This window comes from Paraburkholderia sp. BR10882 (genome assembly GCF_040948855.1).
Lineage (GTDB): Bacteria > Pseudomonadota > Gammaproteobacteria > Burkholderiales > Burkholderiaceae > Paraburkholderia > Paraburkholderia nodosa_A.
In genome coordinates this window covers 22,973-42,096 of sequence record NZ_JBFPKP010000007.1, presented here as the reverse complement: position 1 = coordinate 42,096, position 19,124 = coordinate 22,973, and the positions used below count along the sequence as shown (strand labels likewise).

Genomic DNA, 19,124 nt, shown 5'->3' with positions numbered 1-19,124 from the left:
GGCCCACGGCGTCGATTCCCCTTCCGCGCGCGCAAGCGCCCCGAACGCTCCCTTACGGCCTACCCCTGCGCTCGCTCCATTTTGCAAGCCACCTGCAAGCTTTTGCGGGCCGGATGCGCTTATCGCCCGAATAAGCGCACCGGATGCGCTCAATTCGCGCCGTTGACTGAGCACGAGCTGTCGTAATCTCGACACTGCCGCATTGTCCGTGTCGCCCACGCGTCGCGCCCCGTCTCTTACGATTTTCACTGTGACCATGTCGACGCCCCTCGCGCCCGCCCCCGACGACATCCTGTGCGAAGCCAATGCGCATTGCGAAGCGCATCGCTTCGCCGACGCACTCGCGTTGCTCGAACCGCATGTCGGCGGCCAACCCGATGCAATGGACGACGCCGCGCTCGCGCCGGCGCTCCATCTCGCGGCCCTGAGCGCCATGGGTACGGGCGACGCGGCGCGCGCCCAGGCGTTGTGGCAGCGCTGCCTCGCGGCAAAACCCGACTTCGAGCAGGCGTACAGCGGCCTCGCCGCACTCTTTGCGGCGCTCGGCGTCCTCGATCAGGCCCAGTCGCTCTATGAACGGCTGCTGAGCCTCACGCCCGCCGACGCCGACGCACGCAGCAACCTGGGCGTCGTCCTGCAGCGCCAGACGCGCCACGCCGAAGCGGAAGCCGCCTTTCGCGCCGTGCTCGTGGACCGCCCAGATCACGCCGACGCCCACTACAACCTCGGCCTCCTGCTGCAGGGACAAGGCCGCCACGCAGAAGCCGAAAGCGCGTTTCGCGGCGCCGTCGCGGCGAATGCGCGTCATGCGAAGGCGTACAACGCGCTGGGCACACTGCTGCGGGATCAGGCACGCGGCGACGAAGCCGCCGAAGCTTTTCGCCAGGCCCTGCTGATCCACCCGCAGTATCCGGAGGCGCTCAACAATCTCGCCACGCTGCTCAAGGCGTCCGGCAAGCTCGCCGAAGCGGAACTCGCGGTGCGCCTCGCGCTGCAGATTCGCCCCAATTTCGTCGATGCGCTGAACAACCTGGGTTGCGTGCTCACCGACCTCGAGCGTGTAACCGAGGCGGAGACGGCTTTTCGCCAGACGCTCGCACTCGCGCCGAATCACGCCGAAGCGCAGTACAACCTCGGCGTCGCGCTGCATACGCTCGAACGGATGCCCGAGGCCGAAGCGGCGTATCGCGAGACGCTGCGCCGCCTGCCGAGCCGCGTCGAGGCTTATAACAATCTCGCCTGTGTGCTGATGGCGCTCGGGCGCCGCGCCGAAGCGCTCGACGTGCTCCAGGAAGCCATCGCCGTGCGGCCCGATTTCGCCGAGGCGCACTTCAATATCGCGAGCCTGCACAAGGAATACGGCCGGCTCGACGAAGCCGAGGCCGGCTACCGCCGCGCGCTCGACGCGAACCCGGAATACGGCGACGCGAAGTTCCGCCTCGCCACGCTACTCATCAGCATGGGCCGCTTCGAAGAAGGCTTCTCGCGCTACGAATGCCGCTACACCATGCCCGGCTTCGTGCATCACGCGACGCAACGTCTGCTCCAGTGTCCCGCCTGGCAAGGCGAGCCGCTCGCCGGCAAATCGCTGCTGCTATGGCAGGAGGACGGCCTCGGCGACATGCTGCAATTCGGGCGCTACGCGCGCCTGCTCAAGGAACAGGGCGCGACGCACGTCGCGTTCGCCTGCCAGCCGCCCCTGCAGCGGCTCTTTCGCAGCGTGGACGGCATCGACGCCGTGCTGGGCCATGAAGCCGGCGCAGCGGCAGCCGGCCAGTTCGACTACTGGGTGAGCCCGATCAGCGTGCCCCATCGCCTGGGCACGACGCTGGAGACCATCCCCGCGCCGCTCATCTATACGCCCGAGCCCGCGCTCGTCGATCACTGGAGGGCGCGCCTCGCCACGCTCGCGCCGGGCCCGCGCATCGGCATCATCTGGAAGGGCAATCCGAAGCATTTCAACGACGCGCACCGCTCGCTGCCCTCGCTGGCCGCGCTCGCCCCGCTCTGGAACCTGCCGGGCGTGCAGTTCGTGAGCCTGCAAAAAGGTCAGGGAGAAGACGAGGCGCAGAATCCGCCCGCGAGCCTGCCGCTGCTCCACCTCGGCACCGACGTGCGCGATTTCGTCGATACCGCGGCGATCATCGCGCAGCTCGATCTCGTGATTTGCGTGGATACGTCCACGGCGCATCTGACGGCGTCCCTCGGCAAACCGTGCTGGGTGCTGCTGCCGCAGTACGACCTCGACTGGCGCTGGATGCACGAGCGCGAAGACTCGCCGTGGTATCCGGGCACGATGCGCCTGTTCCGCCAGCGCATGAACGAGGCGTGGAGCGCTGTTGTGGAGCGCGTGCGCGCGGCGTGCGCGGAGCGCTTCGGCGTTTGAAAATGCGCGGGATTTCGGGGGGATGAGGGAGGCGCTCGCGCGCCTCAATCCCAGATGTTGCGGAACGCCACGGCGGCGATCACCGGCACGCACATGACGAGCGGAATGGCGAAGTACGGAATCTCCAGATCGACGACCCACTTGTAGACGATCCAGCCGATACCCAGCGCGAGCGTGAGTACGCCCACGAGCGCAGTGAGGGTGTTCAGCAGCCACGTGGGCGGCTGCTTGCGCGCGGGTTTATTCTCGGGTGACGGGTTCATGGCGGCGGTGGCGGAAAACGAAAGCGTCTCGATCCGGAGTGCGGATGGTGGGTATTTTACTCTCAGAGATGCCAGGCGATTGACCCGCGCCACAATAGACATTTGCATGGACAGCGCCGCTCGAACCTGAGCAGATCACAGCGCTCGACGCTCCGCTCACCAACATCGCACTCCGACGGCATTACGGTTAGCCTCGGGCCGTCATGCCCCGGCGCTTTGTCCAGTAGTAGCGCCAGAATTTGACGATCGTCGCATATAGAAAAAGCGTAACGACGAGTTCTGCAATTAGCATCACTGGAATGTAGAGATCGTCCGGATCCCGGATACCCATGCGGTTTGAAACAGATAGCCACATGGAAAGCTGGCTCTCAGGCATCCGCAGCGGATACGTATGGACGTAGCGAACGGAAAGCAAAAACAATCCGACGAACAATGTCGCTTTAGCGAGCCTACGGGCAAGTGTCGCCATATGCTATTACCTCGATGGTTCCATACGCGCGAAGTCCCGAGTCACGAGCCGAGACGGCAGGCGTGTGCAACAGAGCCTGCCGGATCCTCGCGAAATCGGCATAACTCGGCAAGGTGATGCAGCCTAACGAGATACCGCGGCCTCCAGCCGGATGCAAGCGGAAGTGTCCGCGCTCTACGCCTTTAACCCACGTGAAATCGTCAATCTTTCCGTCGTCGCGGTAGAGCGCGAACCACTCCGAATGATGGGAAGGGATACCAGTGACGGTATTCCACGCGTCTTTCGTCCAGGTCCAGGCCTGCGACCCGATACCACCTTTAGGTCGGTCCACTATCCAGTATCGACCGGAAGGGATCGGACCGTTGTCCGGAATTGCTGTACACCCTCCCTGATTGCGATATATACCGTTACCCGAGAACGCACTAAACGTTCCGACTCCGCAAATCGCCAAAGGTGAGAAAGGCGCGTTGTTCACGAAGAATTTTCCTTGCAGGGCCATTTGACGCTTCTCCCAATAATCAGCGCTCAGTCCATGCGTCGGTGTGTTTTATGTTTCCATCCGTGTAGTGCCACGTGATGCGATCGTACATCATGGAAACACATTCAACGTGATTCAGCGCCGATGCTTGTGCCAGCTTGATATTAACCATACCGGGATTGACACCAGTGATTTTCACACCCTCCAGGAGCATGATGAAATACACCTCTTCCTTTCCGGCGTCATTGATGCGATACCACTTTATTTCCGCTGATTTCAGCGTTTGCCCTCTTGATACTGCTTTATAAAGATAAGGGCTCGAGGCATCAAATTCCTTCTCTATCACCATCGGCGCATGCGTGCGCGCACCGGTAACTTTTCCGGCGATGCTGTCCACGGGAAGGTTGACTCCGTGACTGAAGCTGATGATTTCGATACTCCCTTCACGACTTTCGACCGTCGACGAGCCCCTGATATCGGCGCCACCATCATCTTTAAGCCATAAATGAGCAGGAATTGGCATATCGAAATACTCCCTCGAAAAGCGAATGAGCCTCGCGCCACAACGGGGCCATTTGAACAGCCATGCGCGATTAGAACGGTGAACCCACACTTCTACCCGAGGGATCTCTCCTGCGCAATGAAGGTGCAATGGGAATTGGGTAAATAGTGCCTTAGCCCGATACAGGTCAAGAAAAAGCCTTTCGAGAGAGGCTTAATCGAGAGGAAGGGCCGCCGCTCCCGCGGTCTTTACCTCCCAGGTAATCGATTCCCTGCCCGGCGCGCCCTATTCTCGCAAGCGTGGCCCCACCCTTTCACGCTCACGAGACCTGCCATGACCGCCTACGCCATTGCCCATCTGCGCGACGTCGAACCTTGCCCCGCCATCGTCGAATATCTGGAGAAGATCGACGCCACGCTCGCCCCTTTCGCCGGCCGCTTCATCATTCACGGAGGACGCGTGGAGCGGCTCGAGGGCAAGTTTTCCGGCGACCTCATCATGATCGAATTCGCGAACCGCGAGATCGCGCGCGCCTGGTATCGCTCGAGCGCCTATCAGGCGATCCTGCCGCTGCGCGCGGAGCACTCGCGCGGCGAAGTGTTCCTGATCGATCAAGTCGAGATGCCGCATCGCGCGACCGACGTGCTGCGTCCCGCTCACGAAAACGGCTCTGGAAAGCGAAAGGATTTCGTTAACTAGCGATCGGCAGCGATTGGTTATCGCACGGCACGTTTGCAAAGAAAATTCATCGTGTGCAAACGTTTTCGTGCATTTCACAATTCTTTCTTCATCGACGGCGAAACTGTGCGCGACCCATCCCCACAGAACGGATGCGCACATGAGAATACGCCTTACCAACCGCGTGTCGACGACCCTGTCGACCGCGGCGATCGTTGTACTCGCAACCATCATGCTCGATGCATGCGGCCCGGGCGACGGCTCGTCGGCAGCTTCGTCGATGGCTGATCCATCGGAAAGCCAGAGCGCCGCAACGCCATCGCAATCGCCATTGGCGAATAGTGCGCGCATATCGCCACTGCCGACCGACACGAACACGGCGGCGAATGCGTCGGCGAACGCCTCGACCGACACTTCGGCGAACCCGAGCGCCATACCCGCTTACGGCGCGAACGCGGCCACCGCCACGAACAACGCGAGCGACCCCGTGCAAGGCGCACAGGCCAGCCTCGCCGCCGACAGCGACCAGGTCACGCCGGTCTTGAGCTACGCGCCGGGAGACAGCGCGCAGACCCAGGCCAGCAACGGCAACGATTCCGGCAGTCCCGCAACATCCAGCCATTGAAGCATTGCACCTGCGTGCCCTTGTGCGAGTACGCCGTCGGGCACGACACTCCAACCCCAAGCAGAAAGGTGAGCAACAATGACGTCAAACAGCCGTCGCCGTTTCCTGCAGACCGTCGCGCAATCGGGCGCCGCCGCCGCAGCGATGACCGTTCTTCCCGAATCGATCCGCAATGCGCTGGCCATTCCGGCCAATTCGCGCACCGGCACGATCCGCGATGTCGAGCACATCGTCGTGTTCATGCAGGAGAACCGTTCGTTCGACCACTACTTCGGCCATATGCGCGGCGTACGCGGCTATAACGACCGCCTGCCCATTGCGCTGCCGGGCGGCCTGCCGGTGTGGTACCAGCCGTCGAAAGAAGACGCCACGAAGCCCGTGCTGCCGTTCCACCTCGACACGTTCAAGACGAGCGCGCAATGCGTGGGCGACCTCGACCACTCGTGGTACCCGACGCAGTACGCAATCAACAACGGTCTGTACAACCAGTGGCCGCAGTACAAGACCGACATGACGATGGGTTATTACCTTCGCGCGGACATTCCGTTCCACTACGCGCTGGCCGACGCCTTCACGGTGTGCGACAACTACTTCTGCTCGCTGCCTGGCCCAACGCACCCGAACCGCTCGTATCTCATGACCGGCATGGTCGATCCGACCGGTACGATGGGCGGCCCGCTACTCGACAACAACGACTTCGTGGACGGCGACGTGCCGCCCACGTACCAATTGCTTTCGTGGACGACCTACCCCGAGCGCCTGCAGGCCGCCGGCATCTCCTGGCAGATCTACCAGCAGGGCACGAACGGCAGCGACCCGCTGAACGGCAACTACGGCACGAACATCCTGCAGAACTTCGCGAACTTCATCAACGCGCAACCCGGCTCGGCCCTCTACCAGCGCGCGCAAACGGTGCGCACCATCGCCGACCTCAAAAACGACGTACTCCAGAACAATTTGCCGCAAGTCTCATGGCTGCTGCCCCCCGCGGCCTTTTCGGAGCATCCGAAGTACACCCCGGCCTATGGCGCCGAATACACTTCGCAGATCATCGAAGCGCTGACTTCGAATCCCGATGTGTGGAGCAAGACCGTGCTCTTCATCATGTATGACGAGAACGACGGCTTCTTCGACCACATCGTGCCGCCGCAGCCGCCCACGACGTCCGCGCAGGGCAAGTCGACGGTGAGCGTGGACGGCGAGATCCACAACGTGGTCAACCCGCTGCGCGGCGGCAAGTACACTGCCGACGGCCTGCCCTATGGTCTCGGACCGCGCGTGCCGATGACGGTCGTCTCGCCGTGGACCAAGGGCGGCTTCGTCTGCTCGCAGGTGTTCGACCACACGTCGGTGATCCGCTTCATCGAGGCGCGTTTCGGTGTGCAGGAGCCCAACATCACGGCGTGGCGCCGCGCGGTGTGCGGCGACCTCACCACGTGCTTCGACTTCCGCACGCCCGACGCCACGATGCCCGCGCTGCCCGACACGAGCAACTACATGGCGCTCGCCGACAAGCAGTGCTCGGCCAACTCGGCGCCCACGGTGCCGGCCACGCCGCTGCCGATCGACGCGCAGGAGCCCGGCGTGCGCTACGCGCGTGCGCTGCCCTACGAGCTTCATGTGAACGGGAAGGCCGAAGCGCAGAACAACACGCTGTCGATCACGTTCGCGAACAAGGGCCGCCAGGGCGCGCACTTCTACGTGTACGGCACGAACCGCAGTGACGGCCCGTCGCGCTATACGGTCGAAGCGGGCAAGTCGCTCGACGACACGTGGGACCTCACCGTGACGAACGGCGTCTATGCGTTCGAGGTGCATGGCCCGAACGGCTTCTTGCGCCGCTTTGCGGGTACGGCCGCGCAATCGGGTCCGGGCAAGTCGGGCCGCGCACCGGCGCCTGCCGTGACGGCGCATTACGACGTGGCCAACGGCAACCTCTTCCTCAGGTTCTCGAACGCGGGCAGCAGCGTCGCGCACCTGAACGTGACCGACAACGCCTATGGCGCGCACGAGCGCAACGTCGTCGTGCCGGCCGGCGCGCAAATCGACGAAGTCTGGGTTCTTGCCTCGAGCCATCACTGGTACGACCTCACGGTCACGAGCCGCGACGACGCGACGTTTGCCTGGCGCTTCGCCGGACACATCGAGAACGGCCGGCCGAGCATCAGCGATCCGGCGGCCGTTGCGCCGGTCACGAAGCTGAGCTGAAGCCCAGCACAGAACGAAGGTCTGACGATTGCTTTTCTGTTTCTCTGGTTGCGGCGCCTTCAGGCGCCGTTTTTTTTGCCCTCGCGCAGCGGATGCACTGCGTCTCAAAGTGTGGGTAAAAGGGGCCAACGCACCCTTCGCAATGGCACGCCCTGCAGCCTCGGCGAAGCAGTGGCACAATGGGCGCTCCGCATTTTCCGGCGCCCGCCGCGCGCAATGCCGTGCGCGCAGGCGGGCGCCTGTCGTTGAACCGTTGACAAGGATCGTCCCATCATGAGTTCCAGCGTGAAGCCCTATCCCGACACCCAGATCTACATCGACGGCGCATGGCGCGCCGGCGCGAAGACGATTGCCGTGATCGACCCCGCGACCGAAGCGGAAATCGGCCGCCTGAGCCTCGCGAGCGAGCAGGACCTTTCGGATGCGGCCAGCGCGGCCGAGCGCGCCTTCCGCGAATGGCGCAAGGTCTCGCCGCTCGAGCGCAGCAAGCTCATGCGCCGCGCCGCGCAATTGCTGCGCGATCGCGCAGACGACATCGCCGCGATCATGACGCGCGAGCAGGGCAAGCCGTTTGGCGAAGCGAAGCTCGAAACGCTCGCGGGCGGCGACACGATCGACTGGTTCGCCGAAGAAGGCCGCCGCACCTATGGCCGCGTGATTCCCTCGCGTACTGACGCCGTTCGCCAGATCGTCACGCGCGAGCCGGTGGGTCCGGTCGCCGCGTTCACGCCCTGGAACTTTCCGCTCAATCAGGCCGTGCGCAAGGTGTCGGCCGCGCTCGCCTCGGGCTGTACCGTCGTGCTTAAGGGACCGGAAGAAACGCCGGCCAGCTGCGCCGAACTCGTGAAGGTGTTCACCGACGCGGGCCTGCCCGCAGGCGTGCTGAACCTCGTGTTCGGCGTGCCCGCGGAAGTGTCGTCGTACCTGATCGCGCATCCGGCGATCCGCAAGATCTCGTTCACGGGCTCGACGCCGGTGGGCAAGCTGCTCGCCTCGAAGGCCGGCGAGCACATGAAGCGCGCCACGATGGAACTGGGCGGCCACGCCCCCGCCATCGTCTTCGCCGACGCCGACGTGCCGCGCGCCGCCAAGCTGCTCGCGAGCGCGAAGTTCCGCAACGCGGGCCAGGTGTGCATCTCCCCCACGCGCTTCATGGTGGAAGACGCCGCATACGACGAGTTCGTCGAGCACTTCGTCGCGACGACGCGCGCGATCAAGGTGGGCAACGGTCTCGAAGACGGCGTGCAGATGGGCCCGCTCGCGAACGACCGCCGCCTCGCCGCCATGGAACGCCTCGTCGCCGACGCGCGCGAACAGGGCGCGAAGGTGCTGACGGGCGGCGAACGCGTGGGCCGCGAAGGCTACTTCTTCGCACCGACCGTGCTCACCGACGTGCCGCTTTCCGCGCGCATCATGAACGAAGAGCCGTTCGGCCCGATCGCGCCGATCTCGCGTTTCTCGAGCTACAAGGACGCGATCGTCGAAGCGAACCGGCTGCCGTACGGCCTCGCCGCGTATGCCTACACACGTTCGAGCGCGACTTCGGCCGCTCTCTCCGACGACGTGGAAACCGGCATGCTGTCGATCAACCACCACGGCCTCGCTCTGCCGGAAACGCCGTTCGGCGGCGTGAAGGACTCGGGTTACGGCTCGGAAGGCGGCAGCGAAGCGATGGAAGCCTATCTCGTCACGAAGTTTGTGACCGAGCATCGTTGATCGCTTCACGCTGAAAACGCGCGCGCTTCTCCGGCTTACGGCCCGGGAAGCGCACGCGGATATTGCGGCAAGCCGTCCGCGATCTGCACCCAGGCCAGCTTTTGCGAGGTCCAGCTGTGATTGTCGGGCGGCGCGTCGTCGGGACGATCGAGCGTGCCGGTCGCGATGTCGATCTCGCCCACGAACGCCGCGTGCCGGTACGTGAGCGGCGTGCCACAATCGGCGCAGAACGCGCGCTCGACACCCGGACTCGACGCATGCGTTTTCGTTGCGCCCGCAACGAGCCGGAACGCACTCCACGGCACGCTGAGCCAGCCGACGAACGGCGCACCTGTTGCACGCCGGCAATCCGCGCAATGGCATACCGTGCTGCCGACCGGCGCAGCCGAAATCTGGTAGCGGACCTTGCCGCATGAACAGCCGCCAGTCAGCATCGCTCTCTCCTTCGCACACCACGCCTGCTCAACGCTTTCGGCACGGTAACCACGACCGCCCGGGCATGGTTGCACGAATTCGCTTCGCGCATGGAATAAAACGCGGCGACGTGTTGTTGACGCCAGTAACGACCCTCGGACCCCATCGACTGGATCCATCATGCATACACTCGCACACATTTCGCTTTCGCATGCGTTGCGGCGCATGCGCACCGGAGCCCGCCCGTGAACCGCGCCTCGATCTGCGTGCCGTGCCGGCTCGCGGCCATTGCGGTGGTGGTGGGGTGCGCTGGCGCGGCATTTGCATGGACGGCCGGCTGGCTCACGCCGAAGCGCATCACCGCGCCACATATCATCAATACGTTCGAGTCGAACTACGGCATCCACTCGGGCTATCGGCGCAACCACGCCAAGGGGCTTTGCGTGGAAGGCTGGTTCGAAAGCAACGGCAACGGCGCGCAGGTCTCGCGAGCAGCGGTGTTCGCGCCAGGACGCACACCCGTGAACGGACGCTTGGCCATTCCCGGCAGCAACCCCGGCGCGCCGGACGCGAGCACGCCCGTGCGCAGCATGGCATTGCTGTTCCAGCTGCAGGACGGCGAGCAATGGCGCACCGGCATGAATTCCGTGCCCATCTTCGTCGTTCGCACCCCGAAGCAGTTCTATAGCCAGCTAGTCGCCTCGAAGCCGGACCCGGCGACGGGCAAGCCCGACCCCGCGAAGCTCGACGCCTTCTTCCAGGCGAACCCGGAAACGCTGCCGTTCCGCCAGTGGCTCAAGGCGCACCCGCCCTCCTCCAGTTTCGCGAATACGGCGTTCTACAGCGTCAACGCGTTCATCGCGACCGATGCCGCGGGCAACCAGCACGCCGTGCGCTGGCAGACCGTGCCCGAAGTGGCTTATGCACCGCAAACCGCGGCAGAAAGAGCCGATCCGAACTTCCTCGCCGGCGACTTCTCCACGCGTTTCGCCGGAGGACCGCTACGCTGGCATCTGGTGCTCACGGTCGCCGCACCGGGCGACCCCACGAACGACGCCACGCTGTCATGGCCCGCGGACCGCCAGCAGATCGACGCCGGCACGCTGGTCTTGCAGCGCGCCGAGCCGCAAGCCAACGGCATGTGCCGCGACGTGAACTACGATCCGACCATCCTGCCCAACGGCCTGAAGCCTTCGGACGACCCCTTGCTCGCCGCCCGTTCGGCAGCGTATGCCGTTTCGTTCAATCGACGCACGCGTGAAGAGGCCGACCTCACGCAAACGCATGGAGACGTGCAGCCATGAAACAACCGCGCCAACACTTCAGCGCACTCCAGCGCCTGCTTCACTGGTCGATGGCAGTCCTGATCGTTACGATGCTGTTCGTCGGCGTAGGGATGGTCTCGACCGTCTCGAGGCTGCATGACACCTTGATCGCGCTCCACCGGCCGCTGGGCATCGCGCTGCTCGCGCTCGTGCTGCTGCGCCTGGCCGTGCGGCTCACGCGCGGCGTACCGCCCCTGCCGGCCGATCTGCCCGTCTGGCAGCGCCTCGGCGCGCACGCCTCGCATCTCGTCCTCTATGCGTTGATGATCGCCATGCCGCTGATCGGCTGGTCGATGCTATCCGCGGGCGGCTATCCCATCGTGATGTTCGGCGGCGTGCACCTGCCGCCCATCGTGCCGCATAACGTCACGCTCTATGCATGGCTGCGCGCCGCGCATACGTGGCTTGCGATGGCGCTCTACGCGACTGTGCTGCTGCATCTGGGCGCCGCGCTTTTTCACGCGCTCATTCGCCGTGACGGCGTACTCGCCAGCATGGCACGCGGCGAGGCACGCAGCTGACGCGAGCATCGGCACGAGGATCGCGGTCACGAGGCAGGCGATGGCGACCATCGCCGTCGCCGCCGGCACGAGCGGTTCGAAACGCGGAATCATCTCGCCGATGATGGCCGGATTCGCCACCGCCGCGCCCGCCGTTGACGATGCCGCGAGGCCCGCAGCACCGTTGCCGCCCGCAACGCCGGCCTCTCGATCTCGTTTCCGACCATGCGCTGCGGCGCGGATACGAAAGCGCGCTACATCGCCCTGCTCAAGCGCGCGGGCGCGGCAATCTCGGCGCGGCTCGGCTATCGTGAGCCGGCCGTGCACGAGCATGCGCCTGCCGAACCCGGTTAGCCCGGAGGGGCGGCTGTCGCGACCGTGGCTGCCGCAGTGGTCTGCCAGCCGAGACCGAGGCTCTTCTGCAGCGACACGTAGTCCTTGAGCAAATCGGCCTGGCCCGACACCACGTTCTGCTGCGCGGCGAATTCCGTGCGCTGCGTGTCGAGCAGGTCGACGAGGCTCGACGCCCCTGCGCGGTAGCGCTGGCGCATGAGCGTCGCGGAACGCTCGGCAGAAACCTGCACCTTCTGCAAAGTCACCAGATGCTCGCGCTGATAGCCATAGCGCGAGAGCGACGCGTTGGCGTCCTGCAACGCCGCGAGCACGGCCTTCTCGTAATGCGCTTCGGCTTCGTCGCGCGACGCTTGCGCGCCGTGCACCGCGCCCAGCGTGCGCCCGAAGTCGAACACGTTCCACTGCAGATACGGCGCCCCAACCCAGCTGAAATTGCTTTTACGGAACAAGTGCCCCGGCTCAGCAGCCGTAAAGCCGAGGTCGCCGAACAGCGTGAGCTTGGGCAGAAAATCCGCCACGTGCTCGCCGATCTGCGCGTTGCTCGAGGCGAGGCGGCGCTCCGCCGCGCGAATATCGGGACGCTGCGCGAGCATCGTGGTGGGATCGCTCACGGGCACGCTGGCGGGCAGCGTGGGCAGCGGCTGCGCCGTCGCCAGTTCCGCATCCAGCGCGCCGGGCGCCTTGCCGGTGAGCACGGCCAGTTGATCCAGCGATATTTCCACTTGCGCCGCGAGCGGCGTAATCGTGGAGCGCGTGTTCTCCACCTGGGTGGTGAGCCGCTCCACGTCCACCTCGGCCGCCGTACCGCCCGCGCGGCGCTGCTCGGTGAGCGTGAGCATCTCCTGCTGCAGTTGCGCCGTGCGCTGCGCGATGGTCAGGCGCTGCTGCTCGTCGCGCAGGTCGATATAGGCCTGCGCGACTTCGGCCGCGAGCGATACCTGGGTATCCGCAAGATCGGCGTCCACGGCATCGGCCTCGTCGCTCGCTGCTTCCACGGCGCGGCGCGTGCCGCCGAACAGGTCGATTTCCCACGAGGCATCGAAGCCCGCCGTGTAGAACGTGATCGGGCCGCCGCCCGAAGAGCCGCCCTGACCCGAGCTGCTGCTCGACGACGTCAAGGCGCCCAGGTTGGGCTCACGCATGCGGATCGCCGCCGCGCTCGCGCCGACCTTCGGCAATTCGGCGGCGCGTTGCTGCTGCAGCTGCGCGCGCGAGGCGCGCAGACGCGCCTGCGCCGCGCGCACATCGGGATTGTGGGCAAGCGCCGCTTCGATCAGCGTGTTCAGTTGCGGGTCGTTCAGCGCAAGCCACCATTGGCTCGGTGCACGCGCGGGCGTCACGCCTCGCGCGGGCGTGCGCAGGAACGAAGCGGCGTTCGCCGCTTCCGGCGCGACGGCCGGTGCGCCGTGATAGTCGGGGCCGACGGTGCAGGCGGCCAGCGAGCAGGCGGCCGCGAACGCGCTCAGCGCGGCGTAGGAGATTCGGGAGTAACGGGTTGCCGTCATGAGTCAGTGATAATCTTCAGTGGCCGCCAGACGGCGTTTGTGCGCCAGGCTGCGGCTTCTTGAGCAGGAGCGCGAGCGGCACGCACGCCGCCAGCGCGATGCCGAGCACCCAGAATGTTTCGGAGTACGTGATGACCATCGATTGCTGCGTGATCTGCGCCGCGATCTGGCCGAGCGCCTGCATTTGCGAATGCGCCATGTCGCCCGTCTGCGTGAACCAGTTGGCCGCGCTCCCGGCCACGCGCTCCTGGCCGATGACCGAATTGGCGCTGAGCGATTCGCGCAGCACGGCGGTATGGAACGTCTCGCGCCGGTCGATGAGCGTGCCGATGATCGCAAGACCCACCGAGCCGCCCAGATTGCGCGCCATGTTGTAGAGGCCGGCCGCGTCGCCGGAATCTTCGCGCGACACCGCCGCCATCGACGCCTGGTTCAGCGGCATCATCGCGAGCATTTGCGCGACGCCGCGTACGAGCTGCGACCAGACGAAATCGTGACCGACGCTCTGCGCCGTGAGCGAAATGTCGAGCATGCAACTCAACGTGAAGAGCAGCAGCCCGGACACCACCAGGATGCGAAAGTCCACCTTGGCTAGCAAGCGCGGCAGAATCGGCATCACGAGGAAAGCGGGCAGCCCCGAAAGCAGCATGATCGCGCCGGACTGCTGCGCGTTGTAGCCGGCGACGAGGCTCAGAAACTGCGGCAGCAGATACGAAATACCGTAAAGCCCGGCGCCGACTGCAAACACGATGATGATGACGCTCGCATAGCGCGGATTGCGCATGAGCGACAGACGCAGAATCGGCTTTTTCGCGGTGAACTGCGAAAGCGCGATGAGCACCATGCCCCCGAGCGAGACCCACGTGAGCGTGACGATGAAGCTCGACTCGAACCAGCGTTCGCGCTGGCCTTCCTCGAGCACGACGGTCAGCGAACTCAGGCCCACTGCCAGTCCGGCAATGCCGAGCCAGTCCGCCTTGAGAAAGGCTTCCCAGTGCGGCCGGTCGGGCTCGAGGCCGACGATAAGCAGCGTGATGAGTGCGAGACACACCGGCAAATTGATGAAGAAGCACCAGCTCCAGCTGATGTTCTCCGCCAGCCAGCCGCCCACCACGGGCCCGAGCAGCGGGCCGAGCAGCACGATCAGGCCGAACACCGTCATGCCCACGGGCAGTTGCGAAAGCGGCAGGCGCGTGCGGATGATGGTCTGCCCGGTCGGAATCATCGCGCCGCCCGTGAAGCCCTGGCCGATACGCCCGGCGATCATCATGCCGAGCGTAGTCGACCAGCCGCACATCATCGAAAAGGCGATGAAGAGCGCCGAGTTCGCGAGCAGGAAATTTCGCAGTCCGAACACCCGCGTGAGCCACGCGGCGAGCGGAATCATCACGATCTCGGACATCAGATAGCCCGTGGAGATCCACGTACCCTCGGTGCCGGTCGCGCCAATCTGCCCCTGGATCTGCGGCAGCGCCGAGTTCGTGATGGAAATGTCGAGCGTGGCCATCAATGCGCCCAGCGCACCCGCCGCGACGGCGATCCAGTCGGCCGCGCTCGCGCGCTCGCCGTGCGGATGCGGCACCGCTGCGCGAGCCGTATTAGCCACGGTGGTTCTCTTGGTCGATACGGCGGTCGTCCTCACGCGCGGAGCGCGTGTCGACATCGACGGTCACCGACATGCCCGGCAGCAGCACGCTGCGCGTTTCGGGCCCGGTATCGAGGCGGATGCGCACCGGCACGCGCTGCACGATCTTCGTGAAGTTGCCGGTGGCGTTCTCGGGCGGCAAGAGCGCGAACTGCGCGCCGGTACCCGGCGAGAAGCTGTCCACCACGCCGTGCAGCGTGTGGCCAGGCAGCGCGTCGACATGCAGCTCCACGGGCTGGCCCGCACGCATGCGGCCGATCTGCGTTTCCTTGAAGTTCGCCGTGAGGTAGGTGCGTTGCACCGGCACGACGGTCAGCATGCGCGTGCCCGGCTGCACGTACTGGCCCACACGGACGGTCCGGTCGCCCACGCGGCCCGCCAGTGCGCTCTTCACCACGGTATTGTCGAGGTCGAGTTGCGACTGCGCGGCGTTCGCACGCGCCGCCTCGAGCTGCGCGCGCGCCTGCGAGAGCTGCGCGTTCAGCGCCGAGATCTGCGAGCGCGCGGACGTGACGGCGGCTGCGTCGGCGGCGAGCGTGGCCTGCGCCTTGTCGCGTTCGCTCTTCAGTTCGGCAAGCCGTTCGGTCGTTTCTGCACCCGTGGCCGCGAGCGGCGCGTAGCGCGCCACTTCGTCGTTCGCGTGGCGCAGGCTCACCTGGGCGACTTCCTGCTGCGCCTGTGCCTGAGCGACGTTCGCCCGCTGCTGCTCGATCTGCGCCTGCGCATGCTCGATGTCCGCTGTGCGCGCATCGACGGTGGCCTGCGCCTGGTCGAGCGCCACCTGATACTGGCGCGCGTCGAGCTTCACGAGCGGGTCGCCCATTTTCACGGCCTGGTTGTCGGCCACGTAGACGTCCGTCACATAGCCGCTCACCTTCGGGGCGATCGTCACGCTGTCGGCCTGCAGATAGGCGTCGTCAGTGGATTCGATGAAGCGCCCGACGACCCACCAGTGGCCCAGCCACACCGCAGCGGCGATGAGCGCCGCCAGTCCCAGCAGGATCAGAAGGGTTCGTTTCGCGCCGCTGCGCGCAGGTGCAGCGGTGGCGTCCGGCACGTCGCGTCCGGGCGCGCCTGCAGTCGTAGACATGTTGTTGATTCTCAATTTATTCCAGTCGGCAAAATTATTCCACCTGGAAAAATTGTGTCAAGTGTTATATTTCGCAGGGATACGAAAGGAAATGCATGAGCGAAGGTAAGAAACTGCGACGCTCGCCCGACGGAGGCTATGCGCGTGGCGACGAGACACGTCGCAAGATCATCGAGGCGGCCATCAGCCTGTTCGGGCAGCACGGCTTCGACGGCGCCTCCACGCGCGACATCGCCGCGCGCGCGGGCGTGAACGCGCCGGCGCTGCAGTATTACTTCGAGAACAAGGAAGGCCTCTATCGCGCCTGCGCGGAGTCGATCGCCGACGAATCGTGGCAATCGTTCGCGCCGGCCGTGCTGCGTGCACGCGAAGCGCTCGAGCACAACGCGGACGTCGAAGCGCTGATCGACGCCTTCATCGACATCCAGTCGGCCGTGGCCGACCGTTCCTTCGTCAAGCAGCACGGGCCGGACCAGCGTCTCTTCTTCGCGCGCGAACAGGGCGGCGGCGAACCGGAGATCGGCTCGGAAATCCTGCGTGAGCGCGTGCGCTCGCCGCTGAACACCATCAACGTGGAACTGCTCGAACGCATTACCGGCATGCCGGCCCGCGATCCGCTCACCGTGGTGCGCATGTTCAGCCTGTATGGGCAGTTTCTGCTTTTCTTCATCGCCCGCCGCTCCACGCTCTCGATGCTCGGCTGGGACGACATCGACAGGGCGAAGGCCGATTTTCTGAAAGAGAGCATCGCGGAACAAACGCGCGTGCTGCTGCGCCACTGGAATCGCGAGCGCGACAAGCCCAATCGCTCAAGATAACTAAGCACTATTCGGGCGGCCGGCACGATCCCCCGGCGCCAGTGAGGAATCCCCGCGGCGCATCTGCGCGCGTGTTAGTGTTCGAAATGCCCACCCGCATGGAGCCGCCAGCATGTCTCCCCTCGCCGCCGTTGCCAGCATTCTCCTCGCTGTCCTGATCGGGGCCATGAGCCCCGGGCCGAGCTTCGTGCTCGTCGCGCGCAACTCGATCGGTCTCTCGCGCCGCGACGGCGTCGCCACCGCGCTCGGCATGGGCACGGGTGCGATCTGCTTCGCGGGCATCGCACTCGCCGGGCTCTACACCCTGCTTGCCACCGTGGCCTGGCTGTACGCCGCGCTCAAGATCGCAGGCGGCGCCTATCTGCTCTATATCGCTTCGCGCATCTGGCGCGGCGCGGGCTCGCCCGTCACGGTGAGCAGGACGGCCGCACCCGGCGAGCGCCCCGGCACGTCGTACTGGAGCGGCCTCACCACCCAGCTCAGCAACCCGAAAACGGCCATTGCCTACGGCGGCATCTTCGTCGCGCTGCTGCCGCATAACCCGCCGCTGTGGTGCTACTTCGCGTTGCCACCGCTCGTCTTCGCGATCGAAACCGGCTGGTACACCGTCGTCGCGCTGTGCTTTTCGAGTCAGCGTCCGCGCGATCTCTATCTGCGCGCCAAGAGCTGGATCGACCGCGTTGCGGCCGGCGCGATCGGGGCCTTGGGCCTGCGCCTCATTTTCAGCGCCGGGCATCGCGGGATCTGACGCCGCCCCGCCGGACGCGGCCACAAGGTCGCGCCCGGCGCACTGGAATTTATTTCGTGAGGCGCTTGACAATCTATCTTCCAGTAGATAAATTGGAGCCCATGAACACGAAGCTGACAGTGCGGGAGCAGGTTCTCGACCACGCCATCACCCTCATGATGCTGCGCGGCTACAACGGGTTCAGCTACCGCGACCTGTCAGAGCTGGTGGGCGTGAAAACGTCGAGCATCCACTATTACTTCCCGTCGAAAGACGACCTGGTGCTCGAAGCGGTGAGCCAGTACAGCGGCGAAGTCATGGCGGGATTGCAGTCGATCGACGCGGCGCTGCCGGCGCGCGAAAAGCTCGCTACGTACACGCGGCTCTTCGGCAAGACGCTGGGCGACGGCAATCAGATCTGTCTGTGCGGCATGCTGGCCGCCGACATCGAATCACTGCCGGAAACTGTGCGTCACGCTGTGCAGGCGTTCTTCCGCGCCAACGAAAGCTGGCTGGCCGAGGTGCTGGCTCAAGGCGCGAAAGAAGGCACGCTGGTCGTGCGGGGCAAGCCGGAAAGCTCGGCCCGTACGTTGTTCGCTGCCTTGCAGGGCAGCGTCCTGGCGAGCCGGCTGTTCCATACGAAGTCGCGCCTCGAAGATGTCGAAGCCATGTGGCGCGTGGCTCAGTAACGTACTCTGGCCTGAAACACGGGGCGGCTCAGCGCCCCTTTATCGGGCCGCGAATTCTATCTTCTGATAGATAGCTAGAAAGAGGAGCATCATGAACGTGTTTCGACGGCCGGAAATCTATCTGGCAATAGATAGAATACAAAAACTGACGACCGGAAATTCGCAAGCGCCGCTCTTCTGCTGGACCCTGGTGCACATGGCTGTCGCCTTGCATCAGTAAATTGAATGCCGTACTCCGCCGTACCTTCAACGAACCGTCTTTGCTCAAAGGAGCCTGTCATGTCGATCGAAAAAGTCCTCTACCGCGCCGAAGCCAACGTCACCGGCGGCCGCGACGGCCGTGCCGTCATTCCCGCCAGCAACCTGGACCTCAAGCTCACCACGCCGCGCGAACTCGGCGGCGCGGGCGGCGACGGCACGAACCCCGAGCAGCTGTTCGCCGCGGGCTACAGCGCATGCTTCATCGGCGCAATGAAGTTCGTCTCGGCGCGCGACAAGATTGCCCTGCCCGCCGATGTCTCGATCACCGGCAATGTCGGCATCGGCCAGATTCCGAATGGCTTCGGCATCGAAGTCGAACTGAAGATTTCGTTGCCCGGCATGGATCGCGCAGCCGCCCAGGCGCTCGTCGACAAGGCCCATATCGTGTGCCCGTACTCGAACGCCACGCGCGGCAACATCGACGTGACGCTCACGATCGTCTAAGCCGCGAGCCGCATGCAGCACGCGCCG

General features: G+C 65.0%; 19 protein-coding genes and 2 pseudogenes. 12 read left to right on the top strand and 9 right to left on the bottom strand.

Features of this window, described 5'->3' with window-relative positions; genetic code table 11:
- Positions 1–256 precede the first annotated feature (256 nt).
- Positions 257–2,386 (top strand): tetratricopeptide repeat protein, encoded by a 2,130-nt coding sequence (locus AB3X99_RS19170; protein ID WP_368617795.1) that lies wholly within the window; start codon positions 257–259, stop codon positions 2,384–2,386.
- A gap of 44 nt (positions 2,387–2,430) precedes the next feature.
- On the opposite strand, the gene AB3X99_RS19165 is transcribed toward AB3X99_RS19170, so the two are convergent.
- The 4 genes from AB3X99_RS19165 to AB3X99_RS19150 form a co-directional block, all read right to left on the bottom strand.
- Positions 2,431–2,649 (bottom strand): hypothetical protein, encoded by a 219-nt coding sequence (locus AB3X99_RS19165; RefSeq protein WP_028206128.1) that lies wholly within the window; start codon positions 2,647–2,649, stop codon positions 2,431–2,433.
- Positions 2,650–2,836: 187 nt separating this feature from the next.
- A complete protein-coding gene (locus tag AB3X99_RS19160; protein ID WP_342950173.1) occupies positions 2,837–3,118 on the bottom strand; it encodes a hypothetical protein in 282 nt (93 codons plus the stop codon).
- Entirely contained in the window at positions 3,099–3,617 is a 519-nt protein-coding gene (locus AB3X99_RS19155; protein WP_342950174.1) for a DUF2778 domain-containing protein, read from the bottom strand. Before AB3X99_RS19155 ends, AB3X99_RS19160 begins: the two co-directional genes overlap by 20 nt.
- 19 nt (positions 3,618–3,636) lie before the next feature.
- Positions 3,637–4,119, bottom strand: a complete 483-nt coding sequence (locus AB3X99_RS19150) for a type VI secretion system tube protein TssD (protein WP_133180138.1) — start codon at positions 4,117–4,119, stop codon at positions 3,637–3,639.
- Between the two features lie 312 nt (positions 4,120–4,431).
- On the opposite strand from AB3X99_RS19150, the gene AB3X99_RS19145 reads away from it, so the two are divergent.
- The 4 genes from AB3X99_RS19145 (at position 4,432) to AB3X99_RS19130 (ending at position 9,325) form a co-directional block, all read left to right on the top strand.
- Positions 4,432–4,797: a DUF1330 domain-containing protein gene (locus tag AB3X99_RS19145; protein ID WP_368617794.1), complete on the top strand. Its 366-nt coding sequence runs from the start codon at positions 4,432–4,434 to the stop codon at positions 4,795–4,797.
- Positions 4,798–4,936: 139 nt separating this feature from the next.
- On the top strand, positions 4,937–5,401 hold the full coding sequence (locus AB3X99_RS19140) for a hypothetical protein (protein WP_368617793.1): 465 nt from the start codon (positions 4,937–4,939) through the stop codon (positions 5,399–5,401).
- 78 nt (positions 5,402–5,479) lie between these two features.
- Positions 5,480–7,609, top strand: coding sequence for a phosphocholine-specific phospholipase C (locus AB3X99_RS19135; RefSeq protein WP_368617792.1), 2,130 nt, complete (start codon positions 5,480–5,482; stop codon positions 7,607–7,609).
- A 273-nt stretch (positions 7,610–7,882) separates the two neighbouring features.
- Positions 7,883–9,325, top strand: coding sequence for an NAD-dependent succinate-semialdehyde dehydrogenase (locus AB3X99_RS19130; protein ID WP_069266019.1), 1,443 nt, complete (start codon positions 7,883–7,885; stop codon positions 9,323–9,325).
- A 35-nt stretch (positions 9,326–9,360) separates the two neighbouring features.
- Here the strand turns inward: AB3X99_RS19130 and AB3X99_RS19125 are convergent, their stop codons facing one another.
- The gene (locus AB3X99_RS19125; protein ID WP_368617791.1) at positions 9,361–9,759 is read right to left on the bottom strand and encodes a GFA family protein; all 399 of its coding nucleotides are present in this window, start codon (positions 9,757–9,759) and stop codon (positions 9,361–9,363) included.
- A gap of 225 nt (positions 9,760–9,984) precedes the next feature.
- Between AB3X99_RS19125 and AB3X99_RS19120 the strand changes: the two genes are divergently transcribed.
- Positions 9,985–11,043 (top strand): catalase family peroxidase, encoded by a 1,059-nt coding sequence (locus AB3X99_RS19120; protein ID WP_368617790.1) that lies wholly within the window; start codon positions 9,985–9,987, stop codon positions 11,041–11,043.
- Positions 11,040–11,585, top strand: a complete 546-nt coding sequence (locus AB3X99_RS19115; RefSeq protein WP_368617789.1) for a cytochrome b — start codon at positions 11,040–11,042, stop codon at positions 11,583–11,585. Before AB3X99_RS19120 ends, AB3X99_RS19115 begins: the two co-directional genes overlap by 4 nt.
- Positions 11,586–11,588: 3 nt before the next feature.
- Here the strand turns inward: AB3X99_RS19115 and AB3X99_RS19110 are convergent.
- Positions 11,589–11,762, bottom strand: a pseudogene (locus tag AB3X99_RS19110) (2-keto-3-deoxygluconate permease); the annotation flags it as partial.
- Here AB3X99_RS19110 and AB3X99_RS19105 point away from each other — a divergent pair.
- Positions 11,763–11,918: pseudogene (locus AB3X99_RS19105) on the top strand (DNA-binding transcriptional regulator KdgR); the annotation flags it as partial. It abuts the pseudogene before it with no gap.
- Here AB3X99_RS19105 and AB3X99_RS19100 read toward each other — a convergent pair.
- The 3 genes from AB3X99_RS19100 to AB3X99_RS19090 are packed head-to-tail and all read right to left on the bottom strand — an operon-like array spanning position 11,915 to position 16,158.
- The gene (locus tag AB3X99_RS19100; RefSeq protein ID WP_368617788.1) at positions 11,915–13,423 is read right to left on the bottom strand and encodes an efflux transporter outer membrane subunit; all 1,509 of its coding nucleotides are present in this window, start codon (positions 13,421–13,423) and stop codon (positions 11,915–11,917) included. The pseudogene AB3X99_RS19105 and the gene AB3X99_RS19100 overlap by 4 nt on opposite strands.
- 16 nt (positions 13,424–13,439) lie before the next feature.
- Complete coding sequence (locus AB3X99_RS19095) at positions 13,440–15,086, bottom strand: MDR family MFS transporter (protein ID WP_368617787.1); 1,647 nt, start codon at positions 15,084–15,086, stop codon at positions 13,440–13,442.
- Positions 15,022–16,158 (bottom strand): HlyD family secretion protein, encoded by a 1,137-nt coding sequence (locus AB3X99_RS19090; RefSeq protein ID WP_368604753.1) that lies wholly within the window; start codon positions 16,156–16,158, stop codon positions 15,022–15,024. The genes AB3X99_RS19095 and AB3X99_RS19090 overlap by 65 nt, the downstream gene beginning before the upstream one ends.
- Positions 16,159–16,253: 95 nt before the next feature.
- On the opposite strand from AB3X99_RS19090, the gene AB3X99_RS19085 reads away from it, so the two are divergent.
- The 4 genes from AB3X99_RS19085 (at position 16,254) to AB3X99_RS19070 (ending at position 19,097) form a co-directional block, all read left to right on the top strand.
- Entirely contained in the window at positions 16,254–16,976 is a 723-nt protein-coding gene (locus AB3X99_RS19085; RefSeq protein WP_069266026.1) for a CerR family C-terminal domain-containing protein, read from the top strand.
- Between the two features lie 112 nt (positions 16,977–17,088).
- Positions 17,089–17,724, top strand: a complete 636-nt coding sequence (locus AB3X99_RS19080; RefSeq protein WP_368617786.1) for a LysE family translocator — start codon at positions 17,089–17,091, stop codon at positions 17,722–17,724.
- 101 nt (positions 17,725–17,825) lie between these two features.
- Entirely contained in the window at positions 17,826–18,392 is a 567-nt protein-coding gene (locus tag AB3X99_RS19075) for a TetR/AcrR family transcriptional regulator (RefSeq protein ID WP_069266028.1), read from the top strand.
- A 279-nt stretch (positions 18,393–18,671) separates the two neighbouring features.
- The gene (locus AB3X99_RS19070; RefSeq protein ID WP_069266029.1) at positions 18,672–19,097 is read left to right on the top strand and encodes an organic hydroperoxide resistance protein; all 426 of its coding nucleotides are present in this window, start codon (positions 18,672–18,674) and stop codon (positions 19,095–19,097) included.
- Positions 19,098–19,124 lie beyond the last annotated feature (27 nt).